The sequence below is a fragment of the Cryobacterium arcticum genome, assembly GCF_001679725.1.
GTDB lineage: Bacteria > Actinomycetota > Actinomycetes > Actinomycetales > Microbacteriaceae > Cryobacterium > Cryobacterium arcticum_A.
The window spans coordinates 2,768,410-2,788,193 of sequence record NZ_CP016282.1 but is presented as its reverse complement, the minus strand read 5'-3'; the positions used below and the strand labels follow the sequence as shown (position 1 = coordinate 2,788,193).

Below are 19,784 nucleotides of genomic sequence, written 5' to 3'. Positions count from 1 at the left end.
CTCGTCAGCGGGTGTGACTCGCTCGGCGGCATCCCGGATGTGCATGTTCTGCCCTGGCGAACGTAGGCTTATTGTCTAGTCACCATTCAGAGATAGGTCTGACGTGAAGGTCATCAGCTACAACCTCCGCAAGAACCGTGCCAGCGGAGAGCTTCTCGCACTCGCGGAACGATACGACCCCGACCTGCTGTGTCTGCAGGAATGCGACACTCTCGACCTGCCGGCCGAGGTGGGACTGCTGCACCTGGCGGATTCCACCACGCGCAACCGGCTCGGTCTGGCCGTGTACTACCGGCGGGACCGGTTCACCGCCCGCAAGACGCAGACGTTCGCGTTGAAGAAGTCGCTGCACGACAGGGTGCTCACCCCGGCACACGAACGCCTCATCGGAACGCTCCTGTACGACATGGCCGCGGAGCGCGAGCTGGTCGTGGCGTCGTTCCACGCCGCCCCGCTCACGGCGCTCAACTCCCTGCGCCGCAACCAGATCCGGTCGGCGCACGCCGAGCTCAATGTGCTCGGCCCCAACCTGCCGACGCTGATGGTGGGCGACTACAACTACCCGATCTTCAAGAAGCACCTCAGCAACGAGGTGAAGGAATCCGGGTACGACCTCACCCTGAGCGACAGCCGCACCTACACGCGGTACAAGTTCTTCCGCGGCCACTTCGACCTGGCCACGTCGGTGGGCCTCACGATCGACAACATCGAGACGTTGCCACGCGGCACCTCAGACCACATGCCGATCCTGGTCACTTCGTCGTACGGCGACGCGACCGATGGCGACGCGGTGCTCCGCCCGAAGCAGACGGTCGCGCCCGTCGAGGGCGAGTTCTCGATCTGACCGAACGGTTAGCTGCGCACCCGCAGCAGGCCGGCGCGCTCCGGATGCTTGTCGAACCACTTGGCCACGTACCAGCAGTCCGGTGAGACGGCCCGGTGGCTCGTCTTCTCCACGTCGTCCATGGCGAAGGTCACGACCTGGCCGGCCAGGCCCTGGCCGCGCCGGGCCGGGTCGGTGAAGGTGTGGTTGAACGAGAGCGTGTCGCCATGTGCCGCGTAGTCCGCCACGGCGGCGAGCTCGCCGTCGAGGTAGAGGGCGTAGCGGGAGGCATCCGGTTCATGGGCGAGGACTGTGTTCACCGGACAATCGTAAACCCGCTCGCCGCCTGCACCCGGCGGTCAGCGCGCGGTGCGGTGTCGGTGCCGTCGGGTAACCTGACCCCACCCCAGCAGCCGGAGGCTCAGCGTGTTCTTGCTCGATTCCACAGTGATCTTCAGCGCCAGCGACCTCGGCGCCGCCGCGGGCTGCGAGTGGGCCGTGATGCGCACCCTCGACGCCAAGCTCGGCCGGGTCGCGGCCGTACCCGACGCGGGCGACGCCATGCTGCGCCGGGCCGGGTCCCTCGGTGATGAGCACGAACTGCGCTACCTCGAGAAGCTGCGCGGCACCCGCCAGGTCGTCGAGTTCGCCCGGCCGTCGATGCGGGAACTGCCGCAAGCCGCCGCCCAGACCGCCGACGCCTTCCGGGCCGGCGCGGATGTGCTCTTCCAGGCCACCTTCTTCGACGGCCGGTTCGTGGGGTTCGCCGACTTCATCATGCGCACCGAGTCCGGCTCCTACGAGGTCTTCGACACCAAGCTGGCCCGCTCGGCCAAGATCACCGCGCTGCTGCAGGTCGCCGCCTACAGTGACCAACTCGACAGGCTGGGCATCCCCACCGGCGAGAACGTGCACCTGCTGCTCGGCGACGGGCGCACGAGCACCCACCGGCTGCGCGACATCCTGCCGGTCTACCGCAAGCGCCGGGCCCGGCTCGAACGCCTGATTGACGAGAGGGTGGCCGACCCAGACCCCACGGAGTGGGGCGACCCGCGCTATGCCGCCTGCGGGCGCTGTGCGGCGTGCACCCTCGAGGTGGAGGCCCACCGAGACGTGCTCCTCGTCGCCGGCATGCGGCTCACCCAGCGGCGACACTTGCTCGAGGCGGGCATCACGACCATCGAGCAGCTCGCCGCGAGCAGCGGCCCGGTCGACGGTCTCGTCGAGGCCACGGTGGAGGCCCTCCGGGCGCAGGCGCGGCTGCAGCTGGTCTCCCGGCAACTCGCCAGCGGTGAGACCGGCCACGCCGACGCCCCGGCTTTCGAGGTGTACAACCCGGTGGCGCTCGGCGCGCTGCCCGCACCGGATGCCGGCGACATCTTCTTCGACTTCGAGGGCGACCCGCTCTACAGCGAGGCGGCCGTGGGCGACGACACCGTCGAATGGGGGCTGGACTACCTGTTCGGACTCATCGAGGAGGACGGCACCTTCCGGGCTTTCTGGGCGCACGACTACGCCGAGGAACGCCAAGCCCTCATCGACTTCCTCGCCTACGTGGCAGAGCGCCGTGCCGTGCATCCCAACCTGCACATCTACCACTACGCCGCGTACGAACGCACCCACCTGCTGTCCCTCGCCGCCCGGCACGGCGTGGGCGAAGACGCCGTCGACGACCTGCTGCGCGCCAACGTGCTCGTTGACCTCTACCCGGTGGTCAAGAAGAGCCTGCGGGTGGGCTCGCACAGCTACTCGATCAAGAAGCTCGAGCCGCTCTACATGGGCGACGACCACCGCGAGGGCGTCGACAACGCGGCGGACTCGATCACCGAATACGCCGACTCCCGGGCCCTGTACCGCGACGGCGACCTCGCCGGCGCCCAGGCCAAGCTCGATGCCATCGCCGACTACAACGAGTACGACTGCCTCTCCACGCTGCGGCTGCGCGACTGGCTGCTCGCCCGGGCCGACGAGGCGGGCGTGCCGCGCGCGGCGTCCCGAGACCTCGAGCTGGACATCCCGGTGCGGGAGCCCAGCCCGGTCTACCTGGCGTTGGCGGCACAGGTGGCGGATGCGCCGCCCGGCGACCGCACCCCGGACCAGACCGCTATCGCCCTGGCCAGCGCCGCCATCGACTATCACCGCCGCGAAGGCAAGAAGTTCTGGCAGGAGCACTTCGACCGGCTGCGGAACGCCGCCGACGAGTGGTCGGCCACCCGCGACGTGCTGATCGTGGCGCACGCCACGGTCGACCGCGACTGGGCCCTGGTGGGCCGGGACCGCAACCTCTCCCGGGTGCTGCGCATCGAGGGCGAGGCCGCGCCGGGCAGCTCGCTCAAGCTCGGCCAGCGGCCGTTCCTGCTCTACGACGCGCCATACCCGCCGCTCGTGCAGACCGGCGAGCCCGGCTCCCGGGTGGCCCACGAACGCACCGAGATCACCGGCCTAGTCGACGAGGCCACCGGTGAGGAGGTGCTCTACGTGACCGAGAAGCTCGGCCGTGGCATTGAGCCCTACGACCAGCTGCCGATGGCCCTCGCGCCTGCCACGCCGCCGCCGCCGGGCACGCAGGTGCCCGCGATCGCCGAGTGGGGCCAGCAGGTGCTCGATGCCCTGCCGGCGATGCTGCCGGACGCGGCGCTGGACATCCTGCGACGGGTTCCGCCCCGCCGGGTCTCCGATCGTGGAGTGGCCTCGTCCGATCGTCGGTCGAGCTTGTCGAGACCCGGTGACCCGGCCTCGACCAGCGGCGGCGACATCACCGCGGCTATCCGTGACAGCCTGCTCAGCATCGACCGCTCCTACCTGGCGGTGCAGGGGCCGCCCGGCACCGGCAAGACCTACACCGGTTCCCGGGTCATCGCGGAGCTCGTGCGCGACCACGGCTGGAAGATCGGCGTGGTGGCCCAGTCGCACGCGACCGTGGAGAACATGCTCTCCGCCGTCCTCAAGGCGGGCCTGGCGGCCGGGCACGTGGGCAAGAAGGCCAAGGCGGGGGAGGAATCCCGGGAAACCGGGTGGACGGCCCTGGCGCCCAGCCGGTTCGCCGAGTTCACCGGGCAGGCCGGCGGTTTCGTGCTCGGTGGCACGGCCTGGGACTTCAGCAACGCCCAGCGCATCGAACCCGGCTCGCTCGACCTCCTCGTGATCGACGAGGCCGGCCAGTTCTCGCTGGCCAGCACCATCGCCTCCGCCGTCGCGGCCCGGCGCCTGCTGCTTCTCGGCGACCCGCAGCAGCTGCCGCAGGTGAGCCAGGGTTCCCATCCCGAACCGGTCGACGTCTCGGCGCTCGGCTGGCTCACCGACGGCCACGACGTGTTGCCGAGCGAGTTCGGCTACTTCCTCGCCAAGAGCTGGCGCATGCACCCGGCCGTGTGCGCGCCGGTGTCGCGGCTCTCCTACGAGGGCAAGCTGGAATCCCGGGCCGCCGACCGGCACCTCGACGGCGTCGAGCCCGGCCTGCATCCGCTGCCCGTGCCGCACACCCTCAACTCCACCTCGTCGCCGGAGGAGGCCGACGCCGTGGTCGAGCTCATCCGCTCACTGCTGGGCCGCGCCTGGACCGTCGGCGGGGTGAGCACCCCGCTCGGGCAGGGGGACCTCATCGTGGTGGCGCCCTACAACGCCCAGGTCGAGGTGATCCGCGAACGGCTCGCCCTGGCCGGCTGGCACGATGTCAGCGTGGGCACCGTCGACAAGTTCCAGGGCCGTGAGGCCGCGGTGGCGATAGTGTCGCTTGCCGCGTCCAGTGCCGAAGAGGTGCCGCGGGGGCTGGAGTTCCTGCTCCTGGCCAACCGGCTCAACGTGGCCATCTCACGGGCCCAGTGGGCGGCGTACCTGCTCTATTCGCCCGCGCTCACGGATGCCTTGCCGCACAACGCCGGCACGCTGGCGCAGCTGAGTGCCTTCATCGAGCTCGTCGAGGGCTGATCCCCGCGCCGGAGCAGCTCAGCGCCCCAGTTCCTGGGCGAACCGGGGCGGCAACACCACGTTGTCGCCCCCATCGGCGAAGAACGGCGCGACCTCGGCGGGCGTGTACCCGGCGATGCCGCAGCCGATCTCGGTCACAAGAAACCTGAACTCCGGATGCTGCGCCGCGAAGTCCACGAATCCACCTACCTCGGCCTGCAGAATGGCCAGCCCGCTCATCGAGTTGATGGCATAGGACCGCCCGTGCAGCCCGTGGCCCTGACCCCAGACCGCGCCGAACCGTTCGTGCGCCATCGCGGCCGCACCGGCGGCGTGCATCCCCGCCGCGTTCGACCCGAAGACGAAGACCTCGCCGGGCGCCAGCTGGGTGATGCGCACGATCAGGCTCCTTCGGGTGCCCCGGTGTTGAGGCGGTTGGTGGGGTCGAGCTTCTGCAGCAACTGGTTGGAGATGGCGTTGAGCTGGGCTACCTGTTCGTCGGTGAGCGGGTCGATCACGTTCTCCCGCACCGTGCGGATGTGCCCGGGGGCAGCCTCCTGCACGACGGCCCAGCCCTCCGCGGTGAGTGAGGCGTTCGTGGCCCGGCGGTCGGTCGGGCACGGGCTGCGCTGCACCAGGCCGCGCTCCTCGAGACGGCGCACCACGTGGGAGAGGCGCGGGAGGCTGGAGTTGGTCATCGACGAGAGCCCGGTCATCCGCAGGGTGCGGTTGGGCGCCTCGGAGAGCATCGCGAGCACGTAGTACTCGAAGTGGCTGAGGTCGGAGTCGCGCTGCAACTGGGAGTCCAGCAGACCGGGGACGAGTTCGACGACGGCGACAAAACGCATCCAGGCCTGCAATTGAGCCTGGTTGAGTCCCTGCACGGTGTCTGTCTCGTTCGTGTCCATGACTCCAGCTTAGCCAATGTCCACACTGTTTGGTTGACGCGACAAGTAATGTGCGGTACATTACTTGTATCAACAACTAATGAATCGCCGGAAGGCGAGAAGGAGCACCTCATGACGAGCGTCAGCATCATCGGAGCAGGCAACATGGGCACGGCCATCGCAGCGATCGCGGCCACGGGAGGAGCAACCGTGCAGCTTCTCGCGCAGGACGCCGAGAAGACCGCCGCAGCCGCGGCCAATGCTGGGTCCACCGTCGTGTCGGGCGCGGCCGGAGACGTCCTCACCGGCGACATCGTCGTCCTCGCCCTGCCCTATCCGGCCGTCGCCGGTGTGCTCGCCCAGTACGCGGGCCAGCTCGACGGCAAGATCGTCGTGGACATCACCAACCCGCTCGACTTCGCCACCTTCGACTCACTGGTCGTGCCGGCCGACGGCTCGGCCGCGCAGGTCATCGCCGAGACGGTTCCGGGCGCCCGCGTGCTCAAGGCGTTCAACACCACCTTCGCCGCGACCCTCGCCACCGGTTCCGTCGGCGGCGCCGTGCCCACCACGGTGCTGGTCGCCGGCGATGACGCATCCGCCAAGGAGGCCCTGATCGCCGTGATCACCGCCGGTGGCGTGGCCGCGATCGACGCCGGAGCCCTCAAGCGCGCCCGGGAGCTCGAGGCCCTCGGCTTCCTGCAGCTCACTCTCGCCGCCGGTGGCGCCATCAACTGGACCGGCGGCTTCGCCTTGGTCAAGTAGCCCTCCCCACCACCCGGGGGACTAGGGCTCGAGGAGGCCTCGGATGTCGTCGGCCGTGAGCGACTGCGCGAAAACTGCATCGTCGTCGAGCACGGCCTGCACGAGCTTGGCCTTGCTGTCCTTGAGCGCCATCACCTTCTCCTCGATGGTGTCGGCGGCCACGAGTCGGTACACCATCACGTTCTTGGTCTGGCCGATCCGGTGGGTGCGGTCGATGGCCTGGGACTCGCTGGCCGGGTTCCACCAGGGGTCGAGCAGGAACACGTAGTCGGCCTCGGTGAGGTTGAGACCGAAGCCGCCGGCCTTGAGGCTGATCAGGAACACCGGGGCGTCCCCGGTCTTGAACTCGTCGATGACGGCAGGGCGGTCGGTGGTGCCGCCGTCGAGGTAGCTGTACCGGATGCCTCGTTTCTCCAGCCGCGCCGCGGCCAGGGCCAGATACGAGGTGAACTGGCTGAATATGAGTGCCCGGTGGCCCTCGGCGACCACCTCGTCGAGCTGCTCGATCAGCGCGTCGAGCTTGCTCGAGGGCACGTCGGCGTACTCGTCGTCGACCAGCGATGCATCCAGGCTCAGCATGCGCAGCAGCGTGATCGACCGGAACACGATGAACCGGTTGGCCTCGAGGTCCTCCATGAGCCCGAGCAGCTTCTGGCGCTCCCGCTGCAGGAACGTGTCGTAGATCTCCCGGTGGCGCGGGTCGAGCTCCACGCGCAGCACCTGCTCCTGCTTCGCCGGCAGGTCGCGGGCCACGACATCCTTGGTTCGGCGCAGCATGAGCGGGCGGATGCGGCGCCGCAGCCGCTCGATCAGTTCGCCCTGGGAGCGCACCTTGCGCTCGGCCGGGCGCAGGTACTCCTCGGTGAACCGGCGGGCCGAGGGGAACAGGCCCGGCGCGACGATCGAGAACAGCGCCCAGAGCTCGAGCAGGTTGTTCTCCATGGGCGTGCCGGTCACGGCCAGCTTGAACGGCACGTCGAGGTCGCGGGCCGCGCGGTGCAGCTGCGAGGTGCGGTTCTTCACGAACTGCGCCTCGTCGAGGATCAGGCCCGCCCAGCCGTGGGCCTGGTAGGCCGGGGCGTCAAGCCGGAACAGGGCGTAGGACGTGACGAGCACGTCGAGCCCCTCCGCCTGCTCGGCCAGGGGACGTCCGCTGGTGGCCTGGGTGCTCGACACCGACCCGACCCGCAGGTTCGGAGTGAACCGGGCGGCCTCGGTGAGCCAGTTGGAGACCACCGAGGTGGGCGCCACGATGAGGAACGGACCGTGCGGTAGAGAGCCCGCGGACACTGAGGAGCCGGTCTGGGGGCCCGCCGACTGCTGCACGGCGTGGCTGAGCAGCGCGAGGGTCTGCAGGGTCTTGCCGAGTCCCATGTCGTCGGCCAGGATGCCGCCGAGTCCGTGGTCCCAGAGGAACGCCAGCCACTCGAATCCAGCCACCTGGTAGGGGCGCAGGGTGGCGTTCAGCCCGGCAGGCAGGGGCGTGGCGCCGGGCAGCGCCGCTGCATCAGCCGCATCAGCTTCACCCGCCGCCTCCGTGTCGGCGCGCTCGAGCCGCAGTAGCCCGCCCACGGCCGCCCGCCAGGAGACGGCCTGTTCGGTCTCGTCGGCGAGGTCCTCGAAGTCCGACCACAGACTGGCCTGGTGTCGGTTGATCCGCAGGCCGGTCTCCCATTCCTGCAGCGCCCTGGCCTCGTCGATGAGGTCGCGCAAGCGGTCGAACACGGGCTGGGTGAGCGAGAGGTAGCTGTTGTCGACCAGCAGCAGCTTCTTGCGGCCCTTGGCGAGGGCCCGAAAGATGGGGTCGAACGGGATGCTGCGGCCGTCGATCTTCACGAGCACGCCGAGGTCGAACCAGTCGCGTTTCTCGGTCTCCACAGTGGTCACGATCAGCTGCGGGGTGGCGGTGAGCTCGCGGTAGTCCGGCTTGGCGCCGACCAGGTCCACGCGCAGCCCGGCCACCTCGCCGAGCCTGGGGAGGGACTTGTCGGTGTACTCGGCGGCGGGCAGGCCGGTCAGCGTCACGGTGGGGGCGTCCGGGTCGGCCGGCGCCGGCAGGCCGGGAACGGCGTCGGCCACACGGCCCAGCAGTTCGGTCTCGGCTTCTTCGTCACGGTCGCCCTGCCACTGCCAGTCCAGGCGCACGGCCTGCTTGGGCTCGAAGCTCACGGTGTGCACAAGCACGGGCGGAGGCGGGGGCGGGAACTCGATGGAGGCATCCGTGCTCGTCACCGGCACGCCGCGGCGGAGGGTGGGGTAGTACCCGCGCAGGAACTCGTCGACCTCGCCGGCCGGCACGACCAGGCCGGAGGGCCCGGCGGATCCGAGCAGGGTGCGCTGTTCGGCGCTGAGCGGGGCCGCGCTGGGCGCAAGCACGATGGCCGGGTTGGCGCCGAGCGCATAGGTGTACACGCCGTGGGCGCCGATGCTGCCGGCGTCGCCCACCGGATGCGCCCGGCCGTCGATGGTGAGCACGGGGGAGAGGGTCAGGGCCGTGGAGGTCAGGGCGGCGTCGAGCTGCACCGTCGCGGTGGTGCCCACGGTGACCTGGGCGTCTTTGTGGCTGCCCGCCAGGCCGATGCCCAGGCGGACCGCCTCGGCCAGCAGGTGCCAGAGCAGCGGGCTCTCGAACTCGTCAAGGTAGAGCCACTCGGTGTCCTGGCCGTTGTAGACCGGACGGTCGACCCGGTGCAGCGGCACGAACTGGCAGAACCAGCGGTGCTGTTCCACGTTGAGGTTGAGCCGGTTGAGCTGGTAGCCCACGTTGCTCCACGTGATGGTGGACTTGACCCATTTGCCCGAGTCGCTGCGCAGCACCGGACGCACGCCGAGCCGGTAGGCGCCGGCGCGGGGCCGGGTGGCGGACGCTCGCACGGCCGTCGCGCCGCGCCAGCGGTCGGCGCTGCGCGGGGTCTGCTCCCGCAGCTCGAAGAGTAGGCCCATTGTCGTGCGGGCCTCGGGGGAGTCGGCGACGGTGTCGGGCGCCGGCGCGTCCGCGGTCAGGCCGCCGCTGAGGGCAGCGACGGCCGCCTTCCAGTCGGATGCGCCGGCCGCCCGGCGGGGAGGCTGGAGGGGCGGCGGCATGGCTCCATGTTCTCACGCAGCCGCCGACATCCCCGCGACGGCGAAGCCTCGCATCCGCTCAGGCGAGCGGCAGCACGATCCGGGTCTGCCAGGTGGCCGGGTCCGGGTCGGCGTCGGGTCCGGTCAGGTATTCCTCCCACATGTCGGCGCCCGTCGCCAGGTCGTGCTCGCGCAACCAGACGGCGATCTCGTCGTAGGTGCGGGTCATCCCGTCGTAGGGGCCGGTGTAGATGCTCGTGACGGCCTCGCCGACGGGCAGGTCCGTGACCACGACGTCGCCGGCGCCGTGGGCGGGCCCGGCCACCGGGAACCCGGCCGTGACGTCTACGGTGTCGGTCGGCATGCCGTGGTACAGCGCCAGCGGCGGCCCGGCCGGGGCGAGGCCTTGCTGGGCGAGCTCAGCGGCCGACGCCTCGAACGCTCGCATGAAATAGTCGGTGAGGTCGGCCATCTTGACCGTCTCGTGCAGGCCCAGCATGGTGCGTGGTTCAAGTTCGATGCGGTCGATCTGCATGATCTGCTCCTTCGCTTCGCGGTCACTCTATTCCGCCCGGCCCGGGCGGGATAGGCGGTCAGCGGCCGGCGGGAACGTCGATCGGGAGCACCGCGCGGTCGTCGAGCCAGCGCTCCAGCTGGTTCGCGGCGACCGGGCGCGACACGAAATAGCCCTGCGCCATGTCGCAGTCGAAGTGCGCCAGCTGGTCGAGAACCTCCGCGGTCTCCACGCCCTCCGCCACGATGCGCATGCCGAGGCTGTGGCCCAGGTGAATCGAGGAGGCCACCAGCGCTGAGGCTCGATCGTCGTCGAGCATCGGGATGACAAAGGACTGGTCGAGCTTGAGCTCGTCGATGGGCAGGTCACGCAGGTAGGCCAGCGAACTGTACCCGGTGCCGAAGTCGTCGACGGCGATGAGCACGCCCGCGCTGCGCAGGCGCATCAGGATGTTCCGGGCCCGGTCACGGTCCACGAGCAGGAACTCTTCGGTCACCTCGAGCATGAGCGCGGAGCCGGGCAGCCCCCTGGCCGTGAGCATCCGCGTGACCACCCCGGCGAGTTGGTAGTCGGCGAGAGACCGGGAGGATAGGTTCACCGCGACGGTCAGCTCGCGTCCCTGCGCCTGCCAGACGGCGGCCTGGTCGAGCGCGAGTTCGAGCACCACCCGGGTGAGCGTGCGCATGAGGCCGCCGTTCTCGGCAACGTCGAGGAAGTCGGCCGGGTACAGCAGGCCGCGGGTGGGATGGTTCCAGCGCACCAGGGCCTCCACGCCGGGCACCGTGTCCGTGGCCAGGTCCACCTTGGGCTGATAGTGCAGCACGAGCTGGTCGTCGGTCAGGGCGATGCGCAGCTCGTGCAGGGTGCGCAGCCGGGCCCCGTCGTTGCTGTCGTCGCCCTCGGAGTAGATGCGCTGGCCCATCCGGGTGGCTTTGGCGGAGTACATGGCCATGTCGGCCTTGCGCAGCAGCCCGCTGAGGTCGGAGCCGTGCTCGGGGGAAAGCGCGATGCCGATGCTCAGGCCGAGCTCCAGGCTCAGGCCGTCGATCACGATGGGACGGGCCGTGACCGCGCGGAGCCGGCGGGCCATGGCCGTGGCGCGCATTCGGTCGGCGTGGTGCAGGTGCACGGCGAACTCGTCGCCGCCGAGCCGGGCGAGCAGGTCGCCGGCCTGCAGGGCGCCGGTGAGGCGGGCGCTGATGCGTTCGATCAAGCGGTCGCCGGCCTCGTGGCCGAGGCTGTCGTTGACCTCCTTGAACCTGTCGAGGTCGAGCACCAGGAGGGCGCTGGGGCGCGCGTCGACGGCACGGAGCCGGGTGGCGACGTCCATCGCCAGGGCCCGGCGGTTGGGCAGGCCGGTGAGCTCGTCAGTGCGCGACAGGGAGTGCAGGAGGCGGTGCCGGAAGGCCAGCGGGATCGCGGCGAGGGCCAGCGCGCTGCCGGCCAGGCTCACGGCCAGAACCGAGACCTCGGTCTGGCTGGCGACGAGGAGCACGACCAGGCCGGCGGCGGTGGCCACGAGCGGGGCGGCGATGGCCGTGGCGGCGTAGGCCGAGGCGTCGGATGCGGAGGTCACCGTGGTGTGGTCCGGCCGGCGGCGGGTGCGGGCTGTCACGAGCACCCACACCGTGATGAGGGCGAAGCCCACGGCCCACGCGCCGTTCAGGGCGGTGCCGATGAGAACGGGGTCGAGCTGCACCCGCTGGGCGTAGACCACATCGGCCGTGGCGAAGAGAATCAGCCCCGCCACCAGCAGCAGGCCAGACCGGCCCAGCACCCGTACGGGCGTGGCGGCGATCCCGGCCAGAGCGGCGATGAGCAGCAGGTCGAGCACGGGGAAGGCGATGCTCAGCACGATGGGCGCCGAGAGCGGCGCGCCACTGGCGCCGTCCAGGGCCGGGCTGAGCAGCACAGCCAGCACCGAGGAGGCACCGAGGGCGCCGACGGCGCTGGTGAGGAGCACCGGCCAGGCCTGTTTCCGCAGTGACCGGTGGGCGAGCACCGCGACAACGCCGAGCATCAGGAGGTAGAAGGTCAGGTAGGCGCCGTCCGAGAGAGTCGGAACCACGTCGCCGGCGGAGGCTGCCGGGAGCAGCCGGTAGGCGGTGTCGCCCACGGCCAGCGCGGTCACAGCCGCGGCGGCGAGGACGACGTCCGCTCGCCTGGGCGTGCCGCGCTGCACGGCCAGCCAGACGAGAACGACGGCTGCCCAGTCGCTGAGCAGCGCCATCCAGCCGTCGACGATGATGTTGAAACCGTCGCCGTGCAGCGACAGGCCCACGAGGTTGGCCACGAGCACCAGGGCTATGCCGCACAGCACCACCACATCGGTGCGCGACAGGGCGGGGTGCCGTCCGGCGGTCAGGGAAGCGAGCTTCACACCCATGCTCCCCTCGGCACACTCTCCGTCGCGTCAGGTGAGCCTCTGGGAGCTCCCGCCATTCCAGCGGTGCTGGGCGATCAGCTCACTTTACTGGCAAGCTGACCGCCGTGAACCAGGGTCGATGGGCCCGTCGCCCCAACGAATAATTCGGGCTCCTACGCCTCGGTGCTGCCGTCAGCGCCGAGGGCGGCCAACTCGCCCTCTCCAGACGGATGCGCGCCCGCCGCGTCGACGATCCACGCGTAGTCGAACGCCCGCTCGCGCCAACCGGCGTAACGGCCGGATACGCCGCCATGGCCGGCCGACATTTCGGTCTTGAGCAGGGCATCCGCACCTACTTCACGCAGCCGGGCCACCCACTTGGCCGGTTCGACATAGAGCACTCGGGTGTCATTGAGGCTAGTGACGGCGAGGATGCGCGGGTAGTGCGTCTGGTGCACATTCTCGAGCGGGGAGTACGACTTCATGTAGGAGTACACCTCGGCGTCGTGCAGCGGGTCGCCCCACTCGTCCCACTCGATCACGGTGAGCGGCAGGCTCGGGTCGAGGATGGAGGTGAGTGGGTCCACGAACGGCACACCGGCCAGGATGCCGGAGAACAGGGCAGGGGCCAGGTTGGCGACGGCGCCCATCAGCAGGCCGCCGGCGCTGCGTCCCTCGGCGACGAGCCGGTCGGGGGAGGTGTAGCCGCAGTCGATGAGGTGCTCGGCGCAGGCGATGAAGTCGGTGAACGAGTTGCGCTTTCGGTGGGTCTTGCCGCTCTCGTACCACTTTCGGCCGAGCTCGCCGCCGCCGCGCACGTGGGCGACGGCGAAGACCATGCCCCGGTCGAGCAGGCTGAGCCTCGCGATGCTGAACGACGGGTCGATGCTGATCTCGTACGAGCCGTAGCCGTAGAGCAGGGTGGGCGCCGGGGTGCCGGGGGCGACGAGGTCGGTGCGGTAGACGATCGAGATGGGCACCCGGGTGCCGTCGGCTGCCACGGCCCATTCGCGCCGCTGCTCGAACAGGCTGGGGTCGTAGTGGCCGAGCACCGGCTGCTGCTTGAGCAGGCGCAGCTCTCCCGTGGCGACGACGTAGTCGTACACGGTGGACGGGGTCACGAAGCTCGTGTAGCCGAGCCGGATGGTCGGCTGGTTCCACTCCGGGTTGCTGCCGATACCCACCGAGTAGAGCGCCTCGTCGAAGCTCAGCTCGGTGAGTCCGCCGCCGCGCTTGGTGGCGTAGGCAACCTGGGTGAGGCCGTCCTTGCGGTACTCCACGACAACGAAGTCCCTGAACGCGTCGACGCTCTCGAGGCGGATGCGGTCGTTATGCGGCAGCACCACGCGCTTGTCGCCCTGCGGGTCGCCCGCGGCCACGCTGACGAGCTCGAAGTTCACGGCGTTGTCGTTGTGCACGATCAGCAGGCGGTCCTCGCCGTCGATGACGGCGTGCTCCACGTCGTACTCGACGTTGTCACGGCGTGGCCACACGACGGTGAACTCGCCGGTGGGGTCGGCGGCGTCGAGCAGGTAGGTCTCGCTGGTGACGCTGGAGCCTGCCTCGATCATGAGGTAGCGGTTGCTGCGTGAGCGGCCCACGCCCACCCAGAAGCGCTCGTCGGGCTCGGTGAAGACCTTCACATCGGTGTCGGCCGGGGTGCCGACCTCGTGACGCCACACGGTGTCGGGGCGCCACGCGTCGTCGACCGTCGTGTAGAAGACGTAGCGGCCGGTGGGATCGAAGAGCGCGCCGGCGCTGGTGTTGGGGATCTCGTCGGCGAGGTTCTCGCCGGTGGCGATGATGCGGATCCGCACGGTGTACCGCTCGTCGCCCTCCGCGTCGACGGCGTAGAGCAGCGCGGTACCGTCGTCGCTCACGTCGAAGGACCCCAGCGAGTAGAAGTCGAGCTCGGCGGCTTCGGCGTTGTCGTCGAGGAGTACCTGCTCACCGGGCAGGCCGGCGGCCTGGGCGGTCTGGCCCGAGGCGGCGTCCGCAGTGCCGGCGACAGGCTCGATCACCGGGGGAGCCCAGTCGTCCGGGCCGCTGATGGGCGCGCGGCAGTGGATGCCGTACTCCATGCCCTCGACCGAGCGGGTGTAGTGCCACCACTGCCCGCGGCGCACGGGAACGCTGAGGTCGGTCTCCTGGGTGCGGTCCTTGATCTCCTCGAAGATCTGCTCCTGCAGCAGCTCCAAGTGGGCGGTGCGGGCATCCGTGTAGGCGTTCTCGGCCTCGAGGTGGGCGATCACCTCGGGGGCCTCCTTGTCGCGCAGCCACTCGTAGTTATCGACGTACACATCGTTGTGGTGGATGCGCCGGGTGGGCTTCTGGGCGGCGAGGGGAGGAAGATTCATTCCTTCAGCGTAGCCATCCGGTGTGGGCATGTCCCGTGTGCCGGGACAGGTTCTGTACGCGGGCATGCGGGCCCTGTTCGGGGGGTACCGCTCGTCGGCCTGCGTCGGGGAGCGAGCCGTAGGGTGAAGTTGAAGCAACACCGGCAAGGGGGCAACGGGATGGATGCAGTGATGGGATACGTGCGGTGACCGGGGTGCGCGCGGTGGCCGAAGTGCGAGCGGTATCGGGGTGCGGGCAGTGAGGCAGGGGCGCCGGTTGCGGGCTCGAGCGACGGGGGTCGCGGCGATGCTGATGCTGCTGGCCGGATGCGCGGCAAGCCCGGTGGTCGGCCCCAGTGGGGTGGCGACAGCGGCGGCTGAAGCGACCTACAGTGCCGGTGTGGGCGATGAGGTCGTCCTCATCAATTGCGGCATGTACGTGCCTCTCGACGCCGCGGCGGGCGTTCTGGGCCTTCCGGTGGCCGAGGTCGTGGATCAGCAGGATCCACCCGTGACTGTCACTGCCTATCCTGGGGCTGTGGCCGGGGCCATGGCAGCGCCGGCTCTGCGCCTGGCTGGGGAGCAGCACTGCCGCTACATCGGGTCGGCCGCAGAAGAGGGTGGTCCTGAGGTGCGTGTGTCGGTGTTGCCGAACGGTGCATCCGAGTTCGGCCTGGTCGAGCCCGACGTGAACGACGGGTTGCGGAACATGCAGCCCGCCGCTCTCGGCGACGAGGCTTACTCCGCCTGCCGGGATGGCGAATGGGAGGGCTGCCGCGCAGAGGTGCTCATCGGCTCCTCGTGGATCTCCATCTCCGTCGCATCTCCCGATCTGGACCCGGACGCCTTCCTGCCCTACGCCGGCGGGGTCGTGGACTCGCTCCGCTCTCTGAAGTTCGAGCAGAAGGCTCCAACGTCCCGCCCGGAGTGCGGAGCGCTTCTCAGCCCGCACGACCTCAATGAGACGGGAGCGCTCGGCGATGCGACCGGCGGCGACCTGCTGGTGCTCGACGACCGGAAATCGCAGCACGTCGCTGCATGGGTACACGGCGGGCTCGTCAGTTGCGGGTGGTCGGGGGAGTCTGTTGCGAGTGGAGTCGCGCTCACAATCCTTCCCGGTGCGGGCGGACTCTGGGCGGCCACTCCGCCCGACGCAATCCCCTCCACCGTTCCGATGCAGTCAGTGGATCTCTCGGGGGAGCCGGATGCCGAATGGCCGGCATCCGGGGTTGAGGCGTTGGCAGGGTGCGGGGATGACCAGTGCCAGGTCACCCTGATGGCGGACGGCACCTGGCTCACCGTGACGTCACCGGTCGAGGCCGGCCTGTCCGGGGCCACGGCGCTCGCCGCAGCGGCGTACCAGCGCTACGCGGAGGCCACCTAGCCTTTCCCACACGTAGTTCCACCCGTGCCCGGTCGCCGGTCGACCCCGACGAGATCCCGCAACCTGCTGTCCACCGCACCCGTGTCGCTGAACGAGTCCGTCGCCCGTCGAGCTCCCGCGCCCTGCTGTCCACCGTGCCCCGATCGTCGATCGAGCCTGTCGAGATCCCGCGCCCTGCTGTCCGCCGCGCCCCGATCGCAGATCGAGCCTGTCGAGATCCCGCGCCCTGCTGTCCAGCGCCCCCGATCGCCGATCGAGCCTGTCGAGATCCCGCAACCTGCTGTCCACCGTGCACCGATCGTTGATCGAGCCTGTCGAGATCCCGCGCCCCGCTGTCCACCGTGCCCCGATCGTCGATCGAGCCTGTCGAGATCCCGCGACCTGCTGTCCACCGTGCCCCGATCGTTGATCGAGCCTGTCGAGATCCCGCGCCCTGCTGTCCGCCGCGCCCACGTCGTTGATCGAGCCTGTCGAGATCCCGTAACCTGCTGTCCACCGTGCCCCGATCGTTGATCGAGCCTGTCGAGATCCCGCGCCCTGCTGTCCACCGCGCCCGATCGCTGATCGAGCCTGTCGAGATCCCCTTAGAAACCTCTATGAACCTGCAATGACTCCGGCGCAAATATTCTCGAGATTCCCTTGTTGATAACTTGACATTTCCTCACAATATTCTCTGATTCGTGGGAGAATAGGGGTATGGACGAAGAGCTCGTAAACGGCTCCACCGCACCGCTGGGAGGCACTCCCACCGGCAGTACTCCGCAGGACTGGAACACCAGCCTGGCCGGTCCGGTTCCTGTCTCCTTCGACGTCGCCGCTGACTCGAGCGTAAACGCAGCCACCGACACGCCGGATGACTCGTCCTCAGCAGGCGACCCAGCCGTCGGAAGAGCAGCCAGGCGTGCCGCCGCCGAGTCGGCAGGCGCGGACGGCATCGAGAGTGATCAGTCGGAACCTGTGACTCCTCGCCCGGGTCGACGCGGTGCCCCGCAACCCACATGGCGGGACCCCGCAGACCTCCCCGCGGTGCAGCGCGCTCACACCGGTGAGTTCGGGGAGAAACTGCAGCTCCTGTCCGAAGCCGCCGCGGTGGTGCAGGAGGTGATGGGCTCGATCGATGTTGACGGGCTCAACGACGCGGAGCTGGTCGCCTTGACGCAGATGACCGAGAAGGTCGGCCGGCCGGCCGATCTGGCCCGGGTGACCACGGCGACGGTGGTGGATTACCGGGCTCGGACGGGGTTGGGCCGGGACTCGTTGGCGTGGAAGCTCGGCGCGTCGCACCACACGGATTTGTTGACCCGGTTGACCGGGGCGTCGGGGCAGGAGATGAAACGGCGGGTGCGGTTGGGCGAGAAGATCGCTCCACGCATGATGGGCGGCACCGTCCTGGACCCCGTGTTCCCGACCGTCGCCGCGGCCCTGGCCGACGGGGAACTCGGTCTGGACGCGGCGGAGGAGATCGTGAAGGGCCTGGCCGATTACAAGGTCCACGGTCGCTTCGACGCGAACCCGGCCGATGTTGAGGCGGCCGAGGCGGGCCTGGTCGAATCGGCCACCGGCTCCGTCTATGGCCGAACCCGGGCTGCCGGCGACGCCGACGACGTTGGTGAGGCGGCGATGACGGGCCCGATCGCCCCGTTGGGTGACTCGGACGGGTTCGCCTACCCCGCTGACGCGCTTCGCGACATGGCGCTGCAGTGGCAGGCGGCCCTGAACCCGGACGGTCTCGCCCCCAACGAGGAGGTCCTCGAGGCGAAGTCGACGTTCTCCTTCGGCGGGATCCGCAACGGCCTCTACCCCCTCCGCGGCGGCGTGACGCCGGAGCTCAAAGGCATCATCCAAACCCTCTTCAACACCTATCAGTCCGCCCGCACCGCACCCCGGTTCCCCTCCGCCGAGGAACAGGAACGCATCGAAGCCGGCGAACTCGTGCCCGGGGAGATCCTCGACGAACGCAGCGGCGGCGAGAAACGAGCCGACATCCTCCGCGGCATCCTCACCCAAGTCGCCCAAGACCCCCGCACCCCCACCCTGGGCGGGATGCCGCCAACGGTGATGGTGCACGTGAGTGCCGCAGACCTCCTCGCCGGCATCGGCGTCGGCTGGATCGACGGCGTCGACGCACCCCTGTCGATGAAAACAATCAATCAGATGGTCGACAACGGTGGCATCCGGCCCGTGTTCTTCGGCGGCAACGGCGCCGTCCTCGCCCTGGGCAACAAAGCCCGCTGCTTCAGCCCCCTGCAACGCCGCGCCATCACCGCCCGGGATGGCGGCTGCATCACCCCCGGCTGCACCTGCCCACCCCAATGGACCGAAATCCACCACGTCATCCCCTGGGAACAAGGCGGCCGCACCGACATCGACAACGGAGTGTTGCTCTGCTGGTACCACCACCACACCATCAACACCTCCGGGTGGAAGATCCGCATGGTCAACGGGATACCGCAGGTGAAAGCACCGCACTGGATCGACCCGACCGGAACATGGCGACGACCCAACCAACACCGCGCCCACGACCCCAACACCCGAAAACCACCGAACACGGAATGACCCACCGGGTCTCGACAAGCTCGACCACCGGGACTCGGGATGCGTCGCCAGCGGGTCTCGACAAGTTCGACCACCGGGACTCGGGATGCGTCGCCACCGGGTCTCGACAAGCTCGACCACCGGGACTCGGGATGCGTAGCCAGCGGGTCTCTACACGCTCGACCGCCGGTGCCGGCGTGCTCGACCAGCGGTGCCGGCGTGCTCGACCAGCGGTGCCGGCGTGCTCGACCAAGCGGATACCGCGTCGATTACCGGCTCGGGAATGGCTTCGTTAGGGTCGAATGAGGGGCATGTTCGCATCCGCGGGGTGCTGACCACAACCGTGCTCCGGAATCAGGATCACCATGTCGACCCCCGAGAGCGCACCGGCCACCAGCACTGAGACCTCGGGTGAAGCCGACATCGAGTCCGTTCTCCGTTCGGTGCTCAAGGCCGTCCCTCAGGCCGATCCTGCCTCTGACGCGGAAGCGGGAGCAGGCGCAGGCGCAGACCCCGACGCGGATCCCGATGCCATCGCAGACCCCCGCACGGTCCTGGGCCGCGTCTTCCAGGGCGTGTTGTTCGACATGGATGGCACCCTCGTCGACTCGACCAAGGCCGTGAACCGGTCATGGCAGCGCTGGGCCGACGAGATGGGCTTCGGCGCACTCTTCTCCGGCGTGCAGCACGGGCGTCCGGCCCGGGAGATGGTGGCCGACCTCGTGTCCGCCGACAAGGTTGAATCCTCCATCCGCCGGGTCACCGAGCTTGAGCTGAGCGACACCGACGACATCACCATCCTGCCCGGCGCCGCCGAACTGATGGCGAGCATCCCGGAAGGCCGGCGTGCCATCGTCACCTCGTGCAGCCGGGACCTCTGCCACGTGCGCCTGACCGCCACGGGCTTCAACACACCCGCCACCGTGGTCACGATCGATGACACCGTCAAGGGCAAGCCCGCCCCGGACCCCTTCCTGGAAGCGGCCGACCGGCTCGGCCTCGACGCCCGCCAGTGCGTGGTGATCGAAGACGCGCCGGCCGGCCTGGCCGCAGGTCGAGCTGCTGGATGCGCCACCATCGGAGTCGTCGGCACCCACTCGGCCGAGGAACTCGACGCCGACCTCGTCGTGCCGAGCCTTGACCGTCTGCGCATCGAGCTGCACGACCACGGAGTCGTCTTCTCGCTCGCCCCGCTGGAGGGTTAGG

The 19,784-nt window shown here is 69.5% G+C and carries 13 protein-coding genes; 6 read left to right on the top strand and 7 right to left on the bottom strand.

The genetic code is table 11. The features are described 5' to 3' along the window. Positions 1–103 precede the first annotated feature (103 nt). The gene (locus tag PA27867_RS12500; RefSeq protein WP_066596797.1) at positions 104–844 is read left to right on the top strand and encodes an endonuclease/exonuclease/phosphatase family protein; all 741 of its coding nucleotides are present in this window, start codon (positions 104–106) and stop codon (positions 842–844) included. Positions 845–852: 8 nt separating this feature from the next. Here the strand turns inward: PA27867_RS12500 and PA27867_RS12495 are convergent, their stop codons facing one another. Further along, positions 853–1,143 (bottom strand): GNAT family N-acetyltransferase, encoded by a 291-nt coding sequence (locus PA27867_RS12495; RefSeq protein WP_066596795.1) that lies wholly within the window; start codon positions 1,141–1,143, stop codon positions 853–855. Between the two features lie 106 nt (positions 1,144–1,249). On the opposite strand from PA27867_RS12495, the gene PA27867_RS12490 reads away from it, so the two are divergent. After that, positions 1,250–4,750 (top strand): TM0106 family RecB-like putative nuclease, encoded by a 3,501-nt coding sequence (locus PA27867_RS12490; RefSeq protein ID WP_066596793.1) that lies wholly within the window; start codon positions 1,250–1,252, stop codon positions 4,748–4,750. Between the two features lie 18 nt (positions 4,751–4,768). Here PA27867_RS12490 and PA27867_RS12485 read toward each other — a convergent pair whose 3' ends face one another. Further along, positions 4,769–5,128 (bottom strand): hypothetical protein, encoded by a 360-nt coding sequence (locus tag PA27867_RS12485; RefSeq protein ID WP_066596791.1) that lies wholly within the window; start codon positions 5,126–5,128, stop codon positions 4,769–4,771. A gap of 2 nt (positions 5,129–5,130) precedes the next feature. Continuing rightward, a complete protein-coding gene (locus PA27867_RS12480; protein ID WP_066596789.1) occupies positions 5,131–5,637 on the bottom strand; it encodes a MarR family winged helix-turn-helix transcriptional regulator in 507 nt (168 codons plus the stop codon). 111 nt (positions 5,638–5,748) lie between these two features. On the opposite strand from PA27867_RS12480, the gene PA27867_RS12475 reads away from it, so the two are divergent. Continuing rightward, on the top strand, positions 5,749–6,381 hold the full coding sequence (locus PA27867_RS12475) for an NADPH-dependent F420 reductase (RefSeq protein ID WP_066596787.1): 633 nt from the start codon (positions 5,749–5,751) through the stop codon (positions 6,379–6,381). Between the two features lie 21 nt (positions 6,382–6,402). On the opposite strand, the gene PA27867_RS12470 is transcribed toward PA27867_RS12475, so the two are convergent. The 4 genes from PA27867_RS12470 to PA27867_RS12455 all read right to left on the bottom strand — a co-directional run bounded on the left by PA27867_RS12470 (position 6,403) and on the right by PA27867_RS12455 (position 14,680). Continuing rightward, positions 6,403–9,465, bottom strand: coding sequence for a DEAD/DEAH box helicase (locus PA27867_RS12470; protein ID WP_066596786.1), 3,063 nt, complete (start codon positions 9,463–9,465; stop codon positions 6,403–6,405). 58 nt (positions 9,466–9,523) lie between these two features. Beyond that, entirely contained in the window at positions 9,524–9,979 is a 456-nt protein-coding gene (locus PA27867_RS12465; protein ID WP_066596785.1) for a GyrI-like domain-containing protein, read from the bottom strand. A gap of 58 nt (positions 9,980–10,037) precedes the next feature. Next, complete coding sequence (locus PA27867_RS12460) at positions 10,038–12,338, bottom strand: putative bifunctional diguanylate cyclase/phosphodiesterase (RefSeq protein WP_157109214.1); 2,301 nt, start codon at positions 12,336–12,338, stop codon at positions 10,038–10,040. A gap of 158 nt (positions 12,339–12,496) precedes the next feature. Next, the gene (locus PA27867_RS12455; protein ID WP_066596779.1) at positions 12,497–14,680 is read right to left on the bottom strand and encodes a S9 family peptidase; all 2,184 of its coding nucleotides are present in this window, start codon (positions 14,678–14,680) and stop codon (positions 12,497–12,499) included. A 286-nt stretch (positions 14,681–14,966) separates the two neighbouring features. Between PA27867_RS12455 and PA27867_RS12450 the strand changes: the two genes are divergently transcribed. From PA27867_RS12450 to PA27867_RS12440, 3 genes are all read left to right on the top strand, one after another. After that, entirely contained in the window at positions 14,967–16,043 is a 1,077-nt protein-coding gene (locus tag PA27867_RS12450; RefSeq protein WP_157109213.1) for a hypothetical protein, read from the top strand. A gap of 1,026 nt (positions 16,044–17,069) precedes the next feature. Further along, the gene (locus PA27867_RS12445) at positions 17,070–18,599 is read left to right on the top strand and encodes an HNH endonuclease signature motif containing protein (RefSeq protein WP_157109212.1); all 1,530 of its coding nucleotides are present in this window, start codon (positions 17,070–17,072) and stop codon (positions 18,597–18,599) included. A 344-nt stretch (positions 18,600–18,943) separates the two neighbouring features. Continuing rightward, positions 18,944–19,783: an HAD-IA family hydrolase gene (locus PA27867_RS12440; RefSeq protein ID WP_208857256.1), complete on the top strand. Its 840-nt coding sequence runs from the start codon at positions 18,944–18,946 to the stop codon at positions 19,781–19,783. Position 19,784 lies beyond the last annotated feature (1 nt).

What these genes read in the sequence shown, in the direction of transcription:
- PA27867_RS12480 (WP_066596789.1), bottom strand. Translation starts at nt 5,637, where the DNA reads ATGGACACGAACGAGACAGACACCGTGCAGGGACTCAACCAGGCTCAA.
- PA27867_RS12475 (WP_066596787.1), top strand. Translation starts at nt 5,749, where the DNA reads ATGACGAGCGTCAGCATCATCGGAGCAGGCAACATGGGCACGGCCATC.
- PA27867_RS12470 (WP_066596786.1), bottom strand. Translation starts at nt 9,465, where the DNA reads ATGCCGCCGCCCCTCCAGCCTCCCCGCCGGGCGGCCGGCGCATCCGAC.
- PA27867_RS12465 (WP_066596785.1), bottom strand. Translation starts at nt 9,979, where the DNA reads ATGCAGATCGACCGCATCGAACTTGAACCACGCACCATGCTGGGCCTG.
- PA27867_RS12455 (WP_066596779.1), bottom strand. Translation starts at nt 14,680, where the DNA reads ATGAATCTTCCTCCCCTCGCCGCCCAGAAGCCCACCCGGCGCATCCAC.
- PA27867_RS12450 (WP_157109213.1), top strand. Translation starts at nt 14,967, where the DNA reads ATGCTGATGCTGCTGGCCGGATGCGCGGCAAGCCCGGTGGTCGGCCCC.
- PA27867_RS12440 (WP_208857256.1), top strand. Translation starts at nt 18,944, where the DNA reads ATGTCGACCCCCGAGAGCGCACCGGCCACCAGCACTGAGACCTCGGGT.